We start from the raw sequence: 15,222 nt of genomic DNA on the forward strand, positions 1-15,222 counted from the left end.
GCACTGTGACACAAGCGGACGACAGCGGTCCGGGGACACGAGCCGACGACAAGGGTCCGGGCCACGAGCTCAGCGGCATCGTGGACGACCTGGAACGCAAGATAGAGCGTGAGCGCGACGAACGCGATGTTCCGGGGAGCAGGTCCGACCGGGAAGATGTCGAACCCGTCGAACCCGGGGACGAGGCACCCGACTGAGCCGTGAGGTCAGGGCCTCCGCGCCGCCGTGAACAGTGTGACGAGAATTGCGATGCCGCTGCCGACGATGCCCAGCCCCAGCAGGATTCGCACGACGAGCGGCCAGTCGAACGCGTCGGTCCCGAAGTCGAACGGGAACACCTGCCAGATCCGCAGCAGCGCGACGAGACCGACCGCCGTGGTGGCGATGTCACCGAGCGCCTTCAGCCACCGCGGATCCCGCACCAGATACACCAGATTCGCCACGAGACCGACGACGATCGAGGCGTTGACCCATCCCAGCACCGCCGGTGTGTCCTCGGTGAGGAAGGGCACCACCTCCCAGCCGGGCCGGACGTTGATCGCATACAGCATCGCGGCGTCGATCAGCACCGCCACGACGTAACCCACGCGGCGAGCCGCGGCCGACCTGCTGCGATCGGATGTTTCGGATGTCGCGCCCACCGAACCCCCTACCCGGACACCACCTGGGACGTCCCACCGCCATCCCACAGTGCGCCTCCGTTCCACCGAAGGCAACAGGTGGTATCCACGGTCGTGACCAGGAAGACCCGACACCGAGAGCACCCGGCGAGGAAACGGCATCGTCCTCCGAGCGGGGCGGCTCCGCCACCGGCGCGGTACGTCGAGGATCCGACGCTGCCCCCGGCCTGGCTCGTCGACATCGACGGCACTCTCGCGCACATGAGCGACCGCAGTCCCTATCACTGGCACCGGGTGGGTGAGGACACCGTCTCCCCCGCCGTCGAGGCCGCGGTCAGAGCGTTCGCCGCCGCGCCCGACGGGTTCGCCGTCGTGCTGCTCTCGGGCCGCGACGGCGTCTGCCGTCCCGAGACCGAGGAGTGGCTCGCCCGGCACGAGATCCCGTACGACGAGCTGTACATGCGCGCGGCCGGTGACAATCGCAAGGATTCGATCGTCAAGGCCGAGTTGTTCGACGCCCACATCCGGCACCGCTACCGCATCGTCGCGGTCCTCGACGATCGCGATCAGGTGGTGCGCATGTGGCGGCGGATGGGCCTGGTGTGTTTTCAGGTCGCCGAGGGCCACTTCTGAACCGGCGCACCGTCGGTCAGGTCTCGCACCTGCGCGTAGCGCTCCCGCACGTGCGGAGTCGGGTCGGCTTCGAAACGCCGGACCGCACCCGGCTCCCAGGCCGGAGGCTCGTCACCGCCGCGCAGCGTCCAGGCGGCCTGCCGCGCCGCGCCGCGCGCGACGTACTCACCCGGTTCGGGGACGTCGACGGGCATACCGAGGACGGCGGGGGCGACTTCACACAGTGCCCGCGAGCGGGCTCCACCCCCGATCAGCAGCACCCGGCGCACGTGCGTGCCCTGCGCGACGATGTGGTCGATGCCCTCGGCGAGCGAGCAGAGCAGACCTTCGACGGCGGCGCGCGCGAGATGCGCCGGGGTCGCGGTGGCCAGGTTCAGTCCGTGCAGGGCGCCCGTGGCGTCGGGCCGGTTCGGGGTCCGCTCCCCCTCGAGGTACGGGACCAGCACCAGGCCGCCGCTGCCCGGCGGGGCCGACAGTGCCAGGCGGGAGAGTTCGGCGTGGTCGACGCCGAGCATCGTCGCCGTGGCGTCGAGAACTCGGGCACCGTTGAGCGTGCACACCAACGGCAGGTGCCGCCCGGTCGCATCGGCGAAGCCCGCGACGTAACCGTCGGCGTCCCGCGCGGGTGTCGGCGAGACGGCGGACACCACCCCCGAGGTGCCGATCGAGACGACGACGTCGCCCTCACGGACATCGAGCGCCAGGGCCGCGGCGGCGTTGTCACCGGCGCCCGGGCCGAGTACCGCGCCCGACGGGGTCCGCCCCACTTGCTCGGCCGGCCCGGCGACCCGCGGGAGAACCGGAGGACGGCGGCGCAGCGCCAGTTCGAGCAGATCGCGGCGGTAGGTGTCGGTTGCCGCGTCGAAATATCCGGTGCCGCTGGCGTCGCTACGGTCGGTGACCAGAGCGTCGAGGGTCCGGTCGGTGCGCAGGGTCCAGGTGAGCCAGTCGTGCGGCAGGCACAGGGCAGCGGTGCGCCGTGCGTTGCCGGGTTCGTGGTCGGCGAGCCACCGCGCCTTCGCAACGGTGATCGCGGCGAGCGGAACCACGCCGACGGCGTCGGCCCACGTCGCGACGCCACCCAGTTCATCGACGAGATCCTGTGCAGCAGAAGATGATCGGGTGTCGTTCCACAGCAGCGCATCGCGCACGACGGCACCCTCGACGTCGAGGCACACCATGCCGTGCTGCTGCGCACCGACCGCGACGGCCGCGACGTCGTCGAGCCCCCCGGCCTCGGCACACGCCAGCTCGTAGGCCGACCGCCACGCCACCGGATCCACTTCGGTGCCGGACGGATGCGCCGCGCGGCCCTCGCGCACGACGGCACCGGTCTCGGCGTCGCACACGACGACCTTGCAGGACTGCGTGGAGGAGTCGACTCCGGCGACGAGCACGGACGGGCCGACCCCCTCGACGGGGGTCACGCGACGCCCTCCTGCGCGGCGTCCCGCTCGGCACGGGTGGGCAGGTCGGCTCCGGCACGCGCGACAGTCAGCGCCGACGTCCACGCCGCCGTCCCGAGCACGTCGCGCAGGTCGTCGACCGTGATGGCACGCAACGCGTCCCGCCGGTCGGCACCGAGCAGGCCGCGGGTCCACAGTCCGTCGAGCAGTCCGGCGGTGAACGCATCGCCGGCACCGACGGTATCGGCCACCTCGACCTGTACCGCCGGGACCTCGACGACACCAGCCGCGCACACCGCCACGGCGCCTTCCGCGCCGCGGGTGACGACGACGATCGCCGGTCCGCGCGAGAGCCAGTCGCGTGCGGTGTCGAGTGGGTCGCGGTCGGGCGCGAACCACGCGAGGTCCTCGTCGCTGGCCTTGACGACGTCGGCGAGCGCGACGAGGCGTTCGATGCGGGCCCGGCCCCGGGCGACATCGGAGATCAGCGCCGGCCGGATGTTCGGGTCGAAACTCACCGTGGATGCGCTCGACTGCTGCGCAACCAGTTCCGCGATGAGGTCGCAGCCCGGTTCCAGCACGACGGCGATGGACCCGGTGTGCACGAGGACGGCGTCGACCGTGGGCGGGGGTTCGACGGGATCCCAGGCGATGTCGAATTCGTAGTGGGCGGCGCCTCGGTCGTCGATCGTGGCCTGTGCGGTGGCGGTGCGTTCGGCGGCGGCACTGCCCGGGGTCAGGCTCACGCCGGATCCGGCAAGGTGGTCGATGATGCGGGTGCCCCGCGGATCGTCCGCGACCCGCGTCGTGAACCGCACCGCCCGGCCGAGACGTCCGAGTCCCACCGCGACGTTGAGCGGGCTTCCACCCACGTGTTCGACGGGTTCCTTCCCGTCCCGCTGCACGATGTCGACGAGCGCTTCTCCGACCACCAGCGCGTGCCCGTTCATCGGTGTTCTCCCGCAAGCACTTCCAGCGTGGCCCGTGCACCGTCGCGGTGCAGGGTGTCGAGCGCCCCGGTGTAGGCGTCGACGAACCGGCGGTTGCCGGCGAGATCGCCGAACACCTCGGTGTTCTCGACGAACGCGGTGGGGTGCGACCGTTGCCGGCGCGCGAGGGGAACGAGCGTGTCGGCGAGCCGGTCGACCACCTCGATGGGTTGCCCGTGTTCGTCGACGCCCTCGGCGTAGCGGGCCCACGACGCGACGATGGCGGCGGACAGTCGCACGGGACCTCCCGCGGCCAGGTTCTCCCGAATCACCGGCACCAGCCATTTGGGGATCCGGTCGGACGATTCGGCACACAGCCGGGCGACGGTGTCGCGGATCTCGGGGTTGGCGAATCGTTCGATGAGCGTGCGCTTGTAGTCGTCGAGATCGATACCCGGCACCGGTTTCAGTGTGGGTGTGGCCTCGCGGTCCATGTAGTCGCGGAGGAATCCGGCGATGAGCGGGTCCTGCGCGGCGTCGTGGACGAGCCGGTATCCCATCAGATACCCGAAATAGCCGAGCCCCTGGTGACCGGCGTTGAGCAGGCGCAGTTTCATCAGTTCGTAGGGCGCGACGTCGTCGACGACCTGCACCCCTGCCTTCTCGAAGGGGGGCCGGCCGTCCGCGAAATCCTCCTCGAGGACCCACGCGGCGAACGGTTCGGCGGCGACCGGCCAGCGGTCCTGCACGTCGAAGCGTTCGGACAGCGCCGTCACGACCTCGTCGGTCGTGACGGGGGTGATCCGGTCGACCATCGAGTTCGGAAACCGGACGTTGTCGGAGATCCACTGTGCCAGTTCGGGATCGACGAGCCGGGCGTAGGCGGTGAACACCCGCCGGGCGACGTCGCCGTTGCCTTCGATGTTGTCGCAGGACATCACCGTCGGCGCCCGCAGTCCACGGGCACGCCGACGGGCGAGAGCCTCGGTGACGAGCCCGAACACGGTGGCCGGCGGCTCGCCGGAGTCGAGGTCGCGCCGGACCGCGGGATCGTCGGCGTCGAATTCCCCGGTGTGGTGCCGAATGTTGTAGCCGCCCTCGGTGATGGTCAGCGAGACGATCCGCGTGGTCGGCGCCGCGAGGAGTTCGACGACGGCCTCGGGATCGTCGGGGGCGTAACGGTAGTCGACGATCGATCCGATCACCCGCGGCTCCCATCTGCCGTCCGGGTGCGTGAGGACGAGAGTGTAGAGACCGTCCTGCTCGTCGAGGGCCTCCTGCATCCGGCGGTCGCGCGGCATCACCCCGACGCCGCAGATGCCCCAGTCCTGCGCGAGCCCCTGCTCGAGGAGCCGGTCGACGTACATGGCCTGGTGGGCGCGGTGGAAGCCGCCGACACCGAAGTGCACGATGCCGACGGTGACGTCCTCGCGGCGATAACTCGGTACGGGTACCTGCAGGTGGGGCAGTGTCTGCCGGCTCACGCGCATGGTGGTCATTCCTCTCCGGGCCGATCGGTCACGTCGACGACGGCCTTGATGTTCCCGGGCGTCCGGTCGGATTCGAGCGCCTCGGCGGTCTTGTCGAGCGAGAACCGCGCGGTGACCATGGTGTCGAGATCCACCCGTCCCGACTCGACGAGGGCGAGCGCCGTCGGCCACGTGTTCGCATAACGGAACACGCCGGTGAGGACGAGTTCGCGGTTCTGAATGATCTGCACCGGAAGCGTCATCGTCTCCGCGCCGGCGCCGACGAGTACGACGGTGCCTCCGGGACGGACCGCCCGGATCCCGGAGTCCACCGCGCTCGGAGCGCCGGAGGCGTCGATGTAGCTGTCCACCTGCAGGCTCGCCGGGTCGTCCACGCGCGGGTCGAGTGCGCGGGTGGCACCGTACGACAGTGCGCTCGTGCGGCGTCGTTCGTCGAGGTCGGTCACCACGATCTCGAGCGCACCGAATGCCCGGGCGACCTGGGCGACGACGATGCCGACCGGTCCGGCCCCGGTGACCAGGACGCGCGATCCGGCCGTGATCCGGGCCTTGCGCACGGCGGCGATGCCGACGGACAGCGGTTCGCACAGGGCCGCGGCGTCGTCCGAGACGGCCGCCGGCACGGGGTGCGCGAAGGCGGCGCCGATGGTGACGTACTCGCACAGCGCCCCGTCGACGGGCGGGGTGGCGAAGAACCGCATGTGCGGGCACAGGTTGTAGTCGCCGCGCCGGGTCTCCTCGGTGAGCGGATCGGGGCGTTGCGGTTCGATCGACACCCGCTCTCCGATCCGGTGCGCGGGCACACCCTTGCCCACGGCGACGACGACCCCGGCGGCTTCGTGCCCCAGGACGAGGGGGCCGGTGACGACGAACTCGCCGATTCGCCCTTCCCGGTAGTAGTGCGTGTCCGATCCGCACACCCCGACCGTGGTGACCCGGACGAGGACGTCCCCGGGGTCGGGAGCGGGTACGGGTCGCTCCTGCATCTCGATTCGGCCCGATTCCACGAGAACCGCGGCGCGCATGGTTCGGGGGATCGAAGCGACGACTGTTGTGTAGGTCACACTGCGATGCTAGCGTAGTGAGCAAATGAACGCACCTATGAGCAAATGCTCACAAGTCAAGGAGAGCGTGTGACCACGCCCGGCACGACCACCACCGCAGAGAAGGACACCTCGGCGACACCCGAGGACCTGCGCCTCGCCGTGCGCGCCGCGACGCTCTACTACCTCGACGGACTCACCCAGGCCGAGGTCGCGCAACGCCTCGGGGTCTCCCGGCCCACCGCGGGCCGCCTGGTGGCCCGGGCCCGAGCCCAGGGAATCGTCCGCATCGAGGTCGCCGTGCCGCCGTCCCTGCGCGACGACCTGCACGCCGACCTCGAACGCGCCCTCGAGGAGCGGTACGGCCTCACCGAGGCCGTGGTGGTCGGCGCCCGCGTCGACGACACCGGCCCGGTCGAGGACTCCGCGAGCTTCGCCGCACTCGGGCGTGCCGCCGCAGCTCTGCTCACCCGCCGCATCCGCCCGACCGATACCCTCGGGTTCACGTGGGGACCGGAAACCGTCGCCGTCGCGCAGGCCCTGCCCTCCGGTGTCGCCGCATGCGCGCGGATCGTCCAGCTCGACGGCTCGGCCTCCGCGAGCACCTACCAGACGGGCACCGAGTTCGTCCTCGGCCGGTGCGCGGAACAGCTCCGGGCACAACCGCTTCGGCTTCCCACTCCCCTCTACGCCGACGCGGCGACCGTGGCGTCGATGCGCGCCGACTCGCTCATCTCCCGCACCCTGGAAATCGGCCGCAGCGCCGACATGATGATCTACGGGGTCGGCGCCGTCTCCACGGCCACCACCCTGTTCGAGGGCAGTTTCCTCGACACCACCGTGCTCGACGAACTCGACAGCCTCGGCGCCGTCGGGGAGATCGGCGGCCGGTTCTTCCACACCGACGGCACCCCCGTCCGCGGCGACCTCGAGGCACGTACGATGTCCGTTCCGCTCGAAGATGTAAGAGACTGCACCACAACGATTCTCGTCACCGGAGGGCAATCGAAGCACCGCGCCGTCCTCGGCGCGCTCCGCGGTGGGCTCGCCACGATGCTCGTGTGCGACATCGCCTGCGCCCAGTACCTGCTCGGTACGGATCGGGCACCCGAGACCGCCTCCGTGCACGACGAGGCAGCACCCTTCGCCGACGGATGAACAGCACCCGTCGCCGACGGACGAACAGCACCCGTCGCCGACGGACGAACAGCACCCGTCGCCGACGGACGAACAGCACCGAAACGAGGTAGTCCATCGTGCCTACAGCAAGAAGATCCACCCGCGCGGCCGTCGCGGGCGCCGCAACCCTGTGCCTCGCGCTCAGCGGGTGCGCCGGCGCCGGATCCCTCGGCACATCCGGCCGGACCGTCACCATCGCGATGGTGTCGAACTCCCAGATGCAGGACGCACAGCAACTCGCGTCGCAGTTCGAAGCCGAGAATCCCGAGATCGACCTGAAATTCGTCACCCTCTCCGAGAACCAGGCCCGCGCCAAGATCACCGCCTCCACGGCGATGGGCGGGGGCGAGTTCGACGTCGTGATGATCAGCAACTACGAGACGCCCCAGTGGGCGGAGTATGGGTGGCTGACGAACCTGTCGCCGTACATCGAGCAGACCGAGGGCTACGACGCGGACGACATCATCCCCTCGCTGCGGGAAGCACTGTCGTACGAAGGCGATCTGTATTCGGTGCCGTTCTACGGCGAATCGTCGTTCCTCATGTACCGCAAGGATCTGTTCGAGGAAGCCGGAATCACGCTGTCCGATCCCCCGACCTGGACCGAGGTCGCCGACGCCGCCGCGCGACTCGACAGCCCGGACGTGAACGGGATCTGTCTACGCGGCAAGCCCGGCTGGGGCGAACTGCTCGCGCCGCTCGACACCGTCGTCAACACGTTCGGCGGCCGGTGGTTCGACGAGAACTGGAACGCGCAGCTGAACAGTCCCGAGTTCCGCGAGGCCGTGCAGTTCTACGTCGATCTCGTCCGCGAGTACGGCCAGCCCGGCGCTGCCACGAGCGGATTCAGCGAGTGCGCAACGCAACTCGCCCAGGGCCGGGTCGCCATGTGGTACGACTCGACGTCCGCGGTGTCGACGCTCGAGGATCCCGCGTCGAGCAACGTCGTGGGGAAGATCGGGTACGCGGCGGCTCCGGTGCGGGAGAAGGACCCCTCCGGCTGGTTGTACACGTGGTCGCTCGGCATCCCCGCGAGCAGTGAACACACCGACGACGCGTGGAAGTTCATCTCGTGGATGACCGACCGGGACTACCTGCGCACCGTCGGCGAGCAACTCGGCTGGGAACGGGTTCCGCCGGGCAGCCGGTTGTCGACCTACGAGATTCCCGAATACGCCGAGGCCGCAGCGGCCTACGGTCCGATCACCCTCGAATCCATCGAGACCGCCGATCAGAAGAACCCCACGGTCGACCCCGTTCCCTACACGGGCATCCAGTTCGTGGCCATCCCCGAGTTCCAGGATCTCGGCACCCGGGTCAGCCAGCAGATCAGCGCGGCCATCGCCGGACGTCAGACGGTCGACGAGGCACTCGAGCAAGCACAGAAGTACGCCGAGGCCGTCGGCGAGACCTATCGGGAGGCGTCGTCATGACCGCACCTGCAGCGCAGCGTCCGACACCGGACACGACCGAGCGCATCCGTTCGCTCCGGGACTCCAAGGAGGAGAGGGTCTCGCGGGCCGAGGGCTGGCGCCGGCGCGGTCCTCTGCTCCCGGCCCTGATCTTCACGATCGTGGTCACCCAGGTTCCGTTCCTGTTCACCCTGTACTACTCGACGCAGTCGTGGAACCTCGTCCGCCCCGGCTCCCGCCGGTTCGTCGGCCTCCAGAACTACGTCGACGTCTTCCAGGACAGCCAGTTCTGGCAGGTGGCGATCAACACCGTCGTCCTCATCGTCGGCACGGTGCTGGTCTCGGTAATCCTCGGCCTGATGCTCGCCCTGCTGCTGGACCGGGCCTTCCTCGGGCGCGGCATCGCCCGGACGCTGCTGATCACACCGTTCCTCGTCACCCCGGTGGCCGCCGCCCTGGTGTGGAAGACGGCGATGTTCGATCCCGTCTTCGGCATCGTCAACTTCGTGCTCTCGCCGTTCGGTGTCGGCGAGGTCGACTGGATCAGCCGCTTCCCGTTGCCCGCGGTCATGATCGCGCTGATCTGGCAGTGGACGCCGTTCATGATGCTGCTCATCCTCGCCGGCCTGCAGTCGATGCCCCGCGACATCCTCGAGGCGGGCCGGGTCGACGGGGCCGGGGCCTTCGCCCTGTTCCGTGAACTGACGCTGCCGCACCTGCGCCGGTTCATCGAACTCGGCACCGTACTCGGCGCGATCTACCTGGTCAACACGTTCGACGCGATCTACATGATGACCCAGGGCGGTCCCGGCACAGCCAGCGCCAACCTGCCGTTCTACATCTACCAGCGCGCATTCCTGGGCTTCGACATCGGTCAGGCCGCCGCCATGGGCGTGGTGGTCGTCGTCGGCACCATCGTCGTCGCGACCTTCGCCCTGCGCCTGATCTTCACATCGTTCACCGGCAGGGAGGAGGCGGCATGAGCACCACCGTCACGACGCCGCAGGCATCGGACACCGCGGCACCGACCGGCCGCGTCGCCCGGACCGCGCGCAAGCGCAAGAACCGCCGGATGAATCCGTGGGGAGTCGTTGCCTGGATCGCGGCCATCGGCTTCTTCTTCCCCGTCTTCTGGATGGTGCTCACCGCCTTCAAGCAGGAGGCCGACGCCTACTCCGCCCCGCCGAAGTTCTTCTTCTCCCCCACCCTGGACCAGTTCCGCGGAGTGTTCGAGACCGGAGTCGGAACGAGCCTGCTCAACTCGGCGTTCGCCACGATCGTCTCCACGATCCTGGTTCTGCTGCTGGGCATTCCGGCGGCGTTCGCGCTGTCGCTGCGCCCGGTGCGCAAGACCAAGGACGTGCTGTTCTTCTTCATCAGCACCAAGATGCTGCCGATCGTCGCCGCGATCATCCCGCTGTACGTGATCGTCGCCGAGGTCGGTCTGCTCGACAACATCTGGGCCCTGATCGTCCTCTACACGGCGATGAACCTGCCCATCGCGGTGTGGATGATGCGCTCGTTCTTCCTCGAGGTTCCGGGCGAACTCCTGGAAGCGGCGAGCATGGACGGCGCGAGCCTGTGGACCGCGGTGCGGGAGCTGATCCTGCCCCTGGTCTCCCCCGGCATCGCCGCGACCGCCCTGATCTGCGTGATCTTCTCGTGGAACGAATTCTTCTTCGCGGTCAACCTCACTGCCGTTCAGGCACAGACGATTCCGGTCTTCCTCGTCGGCTTCATCACCGGTGAGGGCCTGTACTGGGCGCGGCTGTCCGCCGCGGCGACGATGGCGGCACTTCCGGTCGTCCTCGCCGGTTGGCTCGCCCAGAACAAGCTCGTACGCGGCCTGTCGTTCGGCGCCATCAAGTAGACCCGAACCTCTTTACCAGCAAGGACTTCCATCATGGCTGACATCACCTACGCCAACGCCTCGTGCATCTACGAGAACTCCGACACGTTCGCGGTCGACTCGCTGAACCTCGACATCGAGGACGGTGAATTCGTGGTCCTGGTCGGACCGTCCGGCTCCGGCAAGAGCACGGCGCTGCGGATGCTCGCCGGACTCGAGGACATCGACGAGGGATCGATCTCGATCGGCGGTAAGGACATGACCGGAGTGCCGTCGAAGGACCGGGACATCGCGATGGTCTTCCAGAACTACGCGCTGTATCCGAACAAGACGGTCGCCGAGAACATGGGCTTCGCACTCAAGATGCGCGGCGTGAGCGCCGACGAGCGTCGCCGCAAGGTCGAGGAGGCCGCGAAGATCCTCGATCTCACCGACTACCTCGACCGCAAGCCGGCCAAGCTCTCGGGCGGGCAGCGTCAGCGGGTCGCGATGGGACGCGCGATCGTGCGTGAACCGCAGGTGTTCTGCATGGACGAGCCGCTGTCGAATCTCGACGCGAAGCTGCGCGTGCAGACCCGCACGGAGATCGCGGCGCTGCAGCGACGCCTGGGCACCACCACCGTGTACGTCACCCACGACCAGGTGGAGGCGATGACGATGGGCGATCGCGTGGCCGTGTTGAAGAAGGGGGTGCTGCAGCAGTTCTCCAGCCCCACCGAGCTCTACGACCGTCCCGCCAACGCCTTCGTCGCCGGTTTCATCGGCTCCCCCTCGATGAACCTGCTCACGGCGCGGGTCGCCGACAACGGCGTCGTCGTCGGCAGCACCGTCGTCCCCGTCGAGCGGCAGCGGATCGCCAAGCTGCGCGCGGCCGGCATCGAAGAGGTCACCGCCGGTATCCGGCCGGAGGACTTCGAGATCGCCGACGAGGGCGTCGAGGCCGTCGTCGAGCTCGTCGAGGAACTCGGCAGCGAGTCGTATCTGTATACGCGGATTCCCGGCAGCGGGAACCAGGTGGTCGCGCGGGCGCTGACCCGAACCCCCGCCCGACTCGCCGACACCGTGCACCTGCGCAAGCGCGAAGGCACGGTGCACCTGTTCGACGTCGAGACCGGCGAACGGGTGGGCGACTGACGGCGCTCCGTCGCGACGGCGCGAAGCACCCGCGCAGGTTAGTGTCGGCGGGTGAACGCCCCACGAACCCCCGACGCGCCGGGCACGGACGCGCCCGGCACAGACGACACGCGCGCTCATCCCGTGACGGTCCTCGGACTGGATTTCGTCGGGCTCGTCGTCGGCCTGTTGTTCTTCGCGTGGAGCCTGAGCCCGTCCCTGATCCCCCGGGACTGGTTGTATCAGGGGTTGATCAGCGGCATCACCGCCGTGACCGGCTACGGCATCGGCGTGCTGATCGCCTACCCGGCACGACGGTGGATCGTGCCGCACCTGACATGGTGGCGCCGCCGCCACACGGTCCGGCAGATCACCCAGGCCGTGGTGGCGGTGCTCGTCGTCGCACTGGTGGTCGCGGCGCTGCTCGTCGCCGCCGATCGGCAGAACGAGATCGAAGCCCTCATGGGCATGGACGCAACCTCCTCGTTCGCGTATCTGCGCACCGGTCTCGTCGTCGCCGCCGTCTTCGCCGTGGTGCTGCTGATCGCCCGGGGCCTGCGCCGCCTCGCCGACGCGTTCGCGCGGTTTCTCGGTGCGCGCCTGCACATTCCGGTTCCGATCGCCCACGTGGTCGCCCCGGTCCTGCTGGCCGTCCTCGTCGTCGTGTTCGTCGACCAGGTACTGCTGGCCGGCAGTTCCAAGGCCGCGAACCTGGTCTTCTCCGGCGACAACAACAGCACCGATCCCGGCGACACGCAGCCGGTGGAACCCGAGCGGTCCGGCAGCCCGATGTCGACGGCCCCCTGGGACACCCTCGGCCGGCAGGGTCGCTCGTTCGTCGACGGCGGCGCACGGGCCGCCGAACTGACCGCGATCAACGGCCTTCCGGCGCGTGAACCGATCCGCGTGTACGCGGGGCTGGAATCGGCGCCGGACACCGCCGCCCAGGTCGACCTGGTGCTCGACGAACTCGACCGCACCGGGGCGTGGGATCGGCAGGTGCTCGTGGTCTCCGCGACCACCGGCACCGGCTGGGTCAATCCCGTCGCGGCGGATTCGATCGAGCTGATGTACAACGGGGACACCGCGATCGCCGCGATCCAGTATTCGTATCTGCCGAGCTGGATTTCGTTCCTCACCGACGGGTCCGCGGCAGCTTCCGCGGGCGAGGCGCTGATCGACGGGGTGCAGGAGCGGTGGTCGCAGCTGCCGGAGGATGCGCGTCCCCGGCTGCTCGTCTACGGAGAGAGCCTCGGGTCGCAGTCCGCGGAGGCCGCGTTCGACGACATCGCGGACCTGCGCTCGTCCGTCGACGGGGCGTTGTTCGTGGGACCACCGAATTCGAACACCCTGTGGCGTTCGCTGGTGGACGGGCGCGATCCCGGCAGCACCGAGGTGTTGCCCACCTACCACGGTGGTCTCGAGGTCCGGTTCGCCGACAGCGTGGAAGCGCTGGAACCGAACGGGCAGCCGTGGCTCGACCCGCGGGTCCTGTATCTGCAGCACGCGTCCGATCCGGTCGTGTGGTGGGGCCCGGACCTGCTGTTCACCCGCCCCGACTGGCTCTCCGAACCGCCCGGCCCGGACCGGGTTCCGTCGATGCGCTGGTATCCGATCGTCACGTTCTGGCAGGTGGCCGGCGATGTCATGCGCGGCACCTCACCACCGGTCGGGCACGGGCACAACTACGAGGATCTGATCCCGTACGGCTGGGCCGCGATCGCGCCTCCCGACGGGTGGACCACCGCCGACACCGAGCGGGTCGCGAAGGTGGTCGAAGCCACGGCACTCGAGGACTCGGTGCCGGTCGGCTGAGAAGCTCGGGGCGCCGCCGGACCGCACGCGCGGTCCCGCGACGCCCCTCGACGAATCAGTTTCCGGAGAGGATCTCGTTCAGAGCGTTGCCGTCACCGGAGACGATGGCCTCGACCATCTGCAGGACCAGACCCTCGATCTGGCCACCGACGACCGGAACCTTGACGGTGACCTGGCCGCGGACCTCGAGGACCGCACCGCCGTCGCGAGCGCGCAGCTCGGAGCGCCCCTCGATCGACACCGGGAAGCTGGACGAGCCACCGGTCAGCGTGCCCTGTGCGGCACCGCCCTCGAGCGGGCCCCACTCGTCGGTCCGCTGCATCACCAGCGGTCCGCGCAGAATGCCGCGGACCACAGCCGGAAGTCCCGAGGTGTCGGTCTCGTCGGTGAGCGTGACCTTGACCGTGCCGGGACCTGCCGGGGAAGCGATTTCCACTGAGCCGGTCGTGCTTCCGCCCAGGCGGCCCTTCCAGTACTCCTCGCTGATCAGGGCGGCGTGGACCCGCTCCACGTCGTGGTCGATATCGGCGCTGAAAGAAAATTCTTTGGACATGGGCGCAAACAATAGCGTCCTCCGCGGGGGTCGCCTACAGCGCTCCCGGCAAAGCCGACGACGCCCTGCCGCGGGCCCGTCCGGCCCGGAGAATCAGGCGCCCGGGTGCTCCGATTCGGTCACTTTGCGGGCGAACTCGATGGTCCGCTCGAGGGCGATCCGAGCGTCTTCGAGCGAGAGATCGAACTGGTACTCGTGGCCCAGTTCCGGCTCGTGGTCCTCGGGATAGAACAGGGCGTCGACGGTGACACCGAGGTCGGTGAGCTTCGCAGCCAACGGTTTCGACTGGGTGTTCGTCAGGGGATCGCCGTTGCCGCCGGTGATGTAGGTGGCGGGGAACTCGCCGGTGACCCACCGCAGCGTGGACATCTGCGCGGCCGCCTCCGAGGAGCGGAAGTCCCGGGCCCCCGTGTAGGCCCACAAAGCCTGCTTCACACCCCACCCGATCAGGCCGCCGCTGCCGCCCATCGCGGGAACGTCGTAGATTCCGCAGTTGAGCACCACGCCGCGCAGCCGCTCCGGGGTCAGCGCCGGAGTGATCCCGATCGCGGCGGCATAGGCCGGGTCGGTGACCGCCGCGGCGAGCTGCGCCGACAACTGTGCGCCCGCGGAATCACCCGCCAGGACGATGCGATCCGGGTCGATGTGCAGTTCGTCCGCGTGCTCGACCAGGTAGGCGTGCGCGTCGTTGAGCTGGTGCACGGGCGTCGGGTAGCGATGTTCGGGGGCGAGCGAGTAGCCGAGCGAGACCACGGTGAACCCGGCGTCCGCGAGCCGCCGGTAGTAACCGGCATAGTTCGTCCGGTCCCCGGACAGCCACGCGCCGCCGTGCGTCCACACGATCGTCGGCAGCGCGGTCGTCGTTCCGGTCGGGGTGTAGACGTCGAGATACGCGTCGGGGTCGCCGGCGCGATACGGCACGTCGGCGACGAGATCGGTGACCGGGGCCCCGACCTCGAGTTTCGCGGTCTGGTCACGGGCACCACGTTCGAACAGCACGCGGACCAGAAGCGCCCCGGGCGTCGGCGTCAGGGCGAAGGACGCGGCGATGATCGCGAGCACCACGACGATCACTGCCAGAACCCACCGCAGGACGTGCCGACGCGGGCGAACTCGAGGGGTGGGGCTGGTCGTCGTCACTCGTTCTCCTGCCGTGGGTCGGGCCCGGTCTGCCCGCCGG

Annotated in this window: 15 protein-coding genes; 8 read left to right on the forward strand and 7 right to left on the reverse strand. The window is 69.3% G+C overall.

Annotated elements, in window-relative coordinates; translation table 11 throughout:
• Positions 1–5: 5 nt before the first annotated feature.
• Entirely contained in the window at positions 6–197 is a 192-nt protein-coding gene (locus M1M07_RS17380) for a hypothetical protein (protein WP_197255815.1), read from the forward strand.
• A 9-nt stretch (positions 198–206) separates the two neighbouring features.
• On the opposite strand, the gene M1M07_RS17385 is transcribed toward M1M07_RS17380, so the two are convergent.
• On the reverse strand, positions 207–587 hold the full coding sequence (locus M1M07_RS17385) for a hypothetical protein (protein WP_248675001.1): 381 nt from the start codon (positions 585–587) through the stop codon (positions 207–209).
• 294 nt (positions 588–881) lie between these two features.
• On the opposite strand from M1M07_RS17385, the gene M1M07_RS17390 reads away from it, so the two are divergent.
• Positions 882–1,253, forward strand: a complete 372-nt coding sequence (locus M1M07_RS17390) for a polynucleotide kinase (protein ID WP_248675002.1) — start codon at positions 882–884, stop codon at positions 1,251–1,253.
• On the opposite strand, the gene M1M07_RS17395 is transcribed toward M1M07_RS17390, so the two are convergent.
• The 4 genes from M1M07_RS17395 to M1M07_RS17410 are packed head-to-tail and all read right to left on the reverse strand — an operon-like array spanning position 1,229 to position 6,103.
• The gene (locus M1M07_RS17395; protein ID WP_248675003.1) at positions 1,229–2,680 is read right to left on the reverse strand and encodes an FGGY-family carbohydrate kinase; all 1,452 of its coding nucleotides are present in this window, start codon (positions 2,678–2,680) and stop codon (positions 1,229–1,231) included. The two genes, M1M07_RS17390 and M1M07_RS17395, sit on opposite strands and share 25 nt — an antisense overlap.
• On the reverse strand, positions 2,677–3,609 hold the full coding sequence (locus tag M1M07_RS17400; protein ID WP_248675004.1) for a carbohydrate kinase: 933 nt from the start codon (positions 3,607–3,609) through the stop codon (positions 2,677–2,679). The genes M1M07_RS17395 and M1M07_RS17400 overlap by 4 nt, the downstream gene beginning before the upstream one ends.
• Complete coding sequence (locus tag M1M07_RS17405; RefSeq protein ID WP_197256252.1) at positions 3,606–5,078, reverse strand: mannitol dehydrogenase family protein; 1,473 nt, start codon at positions 5,076–5,078, stop codon at positions 3,606–3,608. Before M1M07_RS17405 ends, M1M07_RS17400 begins: the two co-directional genes overlap by 4 nt.
• A 5-nt stretch (positions 5,079–5,083) precedes the next feature.
• On the reverse strand, positions 5,084–6,103 hold the full coding sequence (locus M1M07_RS17410; RefSeq protein ID WP_197256250.1) for an NAD(P)-dependent alcohol dehydrogenase: 1,020 nt from the start codon (positions 6,101–6,103) through the stop codon (positions 5,084–5,086).
• Positions 6,104–6,211: 108 nt separating this feature from the next.
• Here M1M07_RS17410 and M1M07_RS17415 point away from each other — a divergent pair, with 108 nt between their 5' ends.
• The 6 genes from M1M07_RS17415 to M1M07_RS17440 all read left to right on the forward strand — a co-directional run bounded on the left by M1M07_RS17415 (position 6,212) and on the right by M1M07_RS17440 (position 13,489).
• Entirely contained in the window at positions 6,212–7,279 is a 1,068-nt protein-coding gene (locus tag M1M07_RS17415) for a sugar-binding transcriptional regulator (RefSeq protein ID WP_248675005.1), read from the forward strand.
• 98 nt (positions 7,280–7,377) lie between these two features.
• Positions 7,378–8,733, forward strand: coding sequence for a sugar ABC transporter substrate-binding protein (locus M1M07_RS17420; protein WP_197256243.1), 1,356 nt, complete (start codon positions 7,378–7,380; stop codon positions 8,731–8,733).
• Positions 8,730–9,695, forward strand: coding sequence for a carbohydrate ABC transporter permease (locus M1M07_RS17425; RefSeq protein WP_197256242.1), 966 nt, complete (start codon positions 8,730–8,732; stop codon positions 9,693–9,695). Before M1M07_RS17420 ends, M1M07_RS17425 begins: the two co-directional genes overlap by 4 nt.
• Before the next feature lie 89 nt (positions 9,696–9,784).
• Positions 9,785–10,582 carry a carbohydrate ABC transporter permease gene (locus M1M07_RS17430; protein WP_231611494.1) on the forward strand — a complete coding sequence of 266 codons (798 nt, stop codon included), beginning with the start codon at positions 9,785–9,787 and terminating at the stop codon, positions 10,580–10,582.
• A 33-nt stretch (positions 10,583–10,615) separates the two neighbouring features.
• Complete coding sequence (locus M1M07_RS17435; protein ID WP_197256240.1) at positions 10,616–11,695, forward strand: ABC transporter ATP-binding protein; 1,080 nt, start codon at positions 10,616–10,618, stop codon at positions 11,693–11,695.
• A 51-nt stretch (positions 11,696–11,746) separates the two neighbouring features.
• Positions 11,747–13,489, forward strand: coding sequence for an alpha/beta-hydrolase family protein (locus M1M07_RS17440; RefSeq protein ID WP_197256239.1), 1,743 nt, complete (start codon positions 11,747–11,749; stop codon positions 13,487–13,489).
• Positions 13,490–13,544: 55 nt separating this feature from the next.
• On the opposite strand, the gene M1M07_RS17445 is transcribed toward M1M07_RS17440, so the two are convergent.
• Positions 13,545–14,042, reverse strand: coding sequence for a DUF2505 domain-containing protein (locus M1M07_RS17445; RefSeq protein ID WP_197256237.1), 498 nt, complete (start codon positions 14,040–14,042; stop codon positions 13,545–13,547).
• A 93-nt stretch (positions 14,043–14,135) separates the two neighbouring features.
• Positions 14,136–15,182 (reverse strand): alpha/beta hydrolase, encoded by a 1,047-nt coding sequence (locus tag M1M07_RS17450; protein ID WP_248675006.1) that lies wholly within the window; start codon positions 15,180–15,182, stop codon positions 14,136–14,138.
• Positions 15,183–15,222: the final 40 nt, after the last annotated feature.

The organism is Rhodococcus sp. HM1 (assembly GCF_023218075.1).
GTDB lineage: Bacteria > Actinomycetota > Actinomycetes > Mycobacteriales > Mycobacteriaceae > Rhodococcus.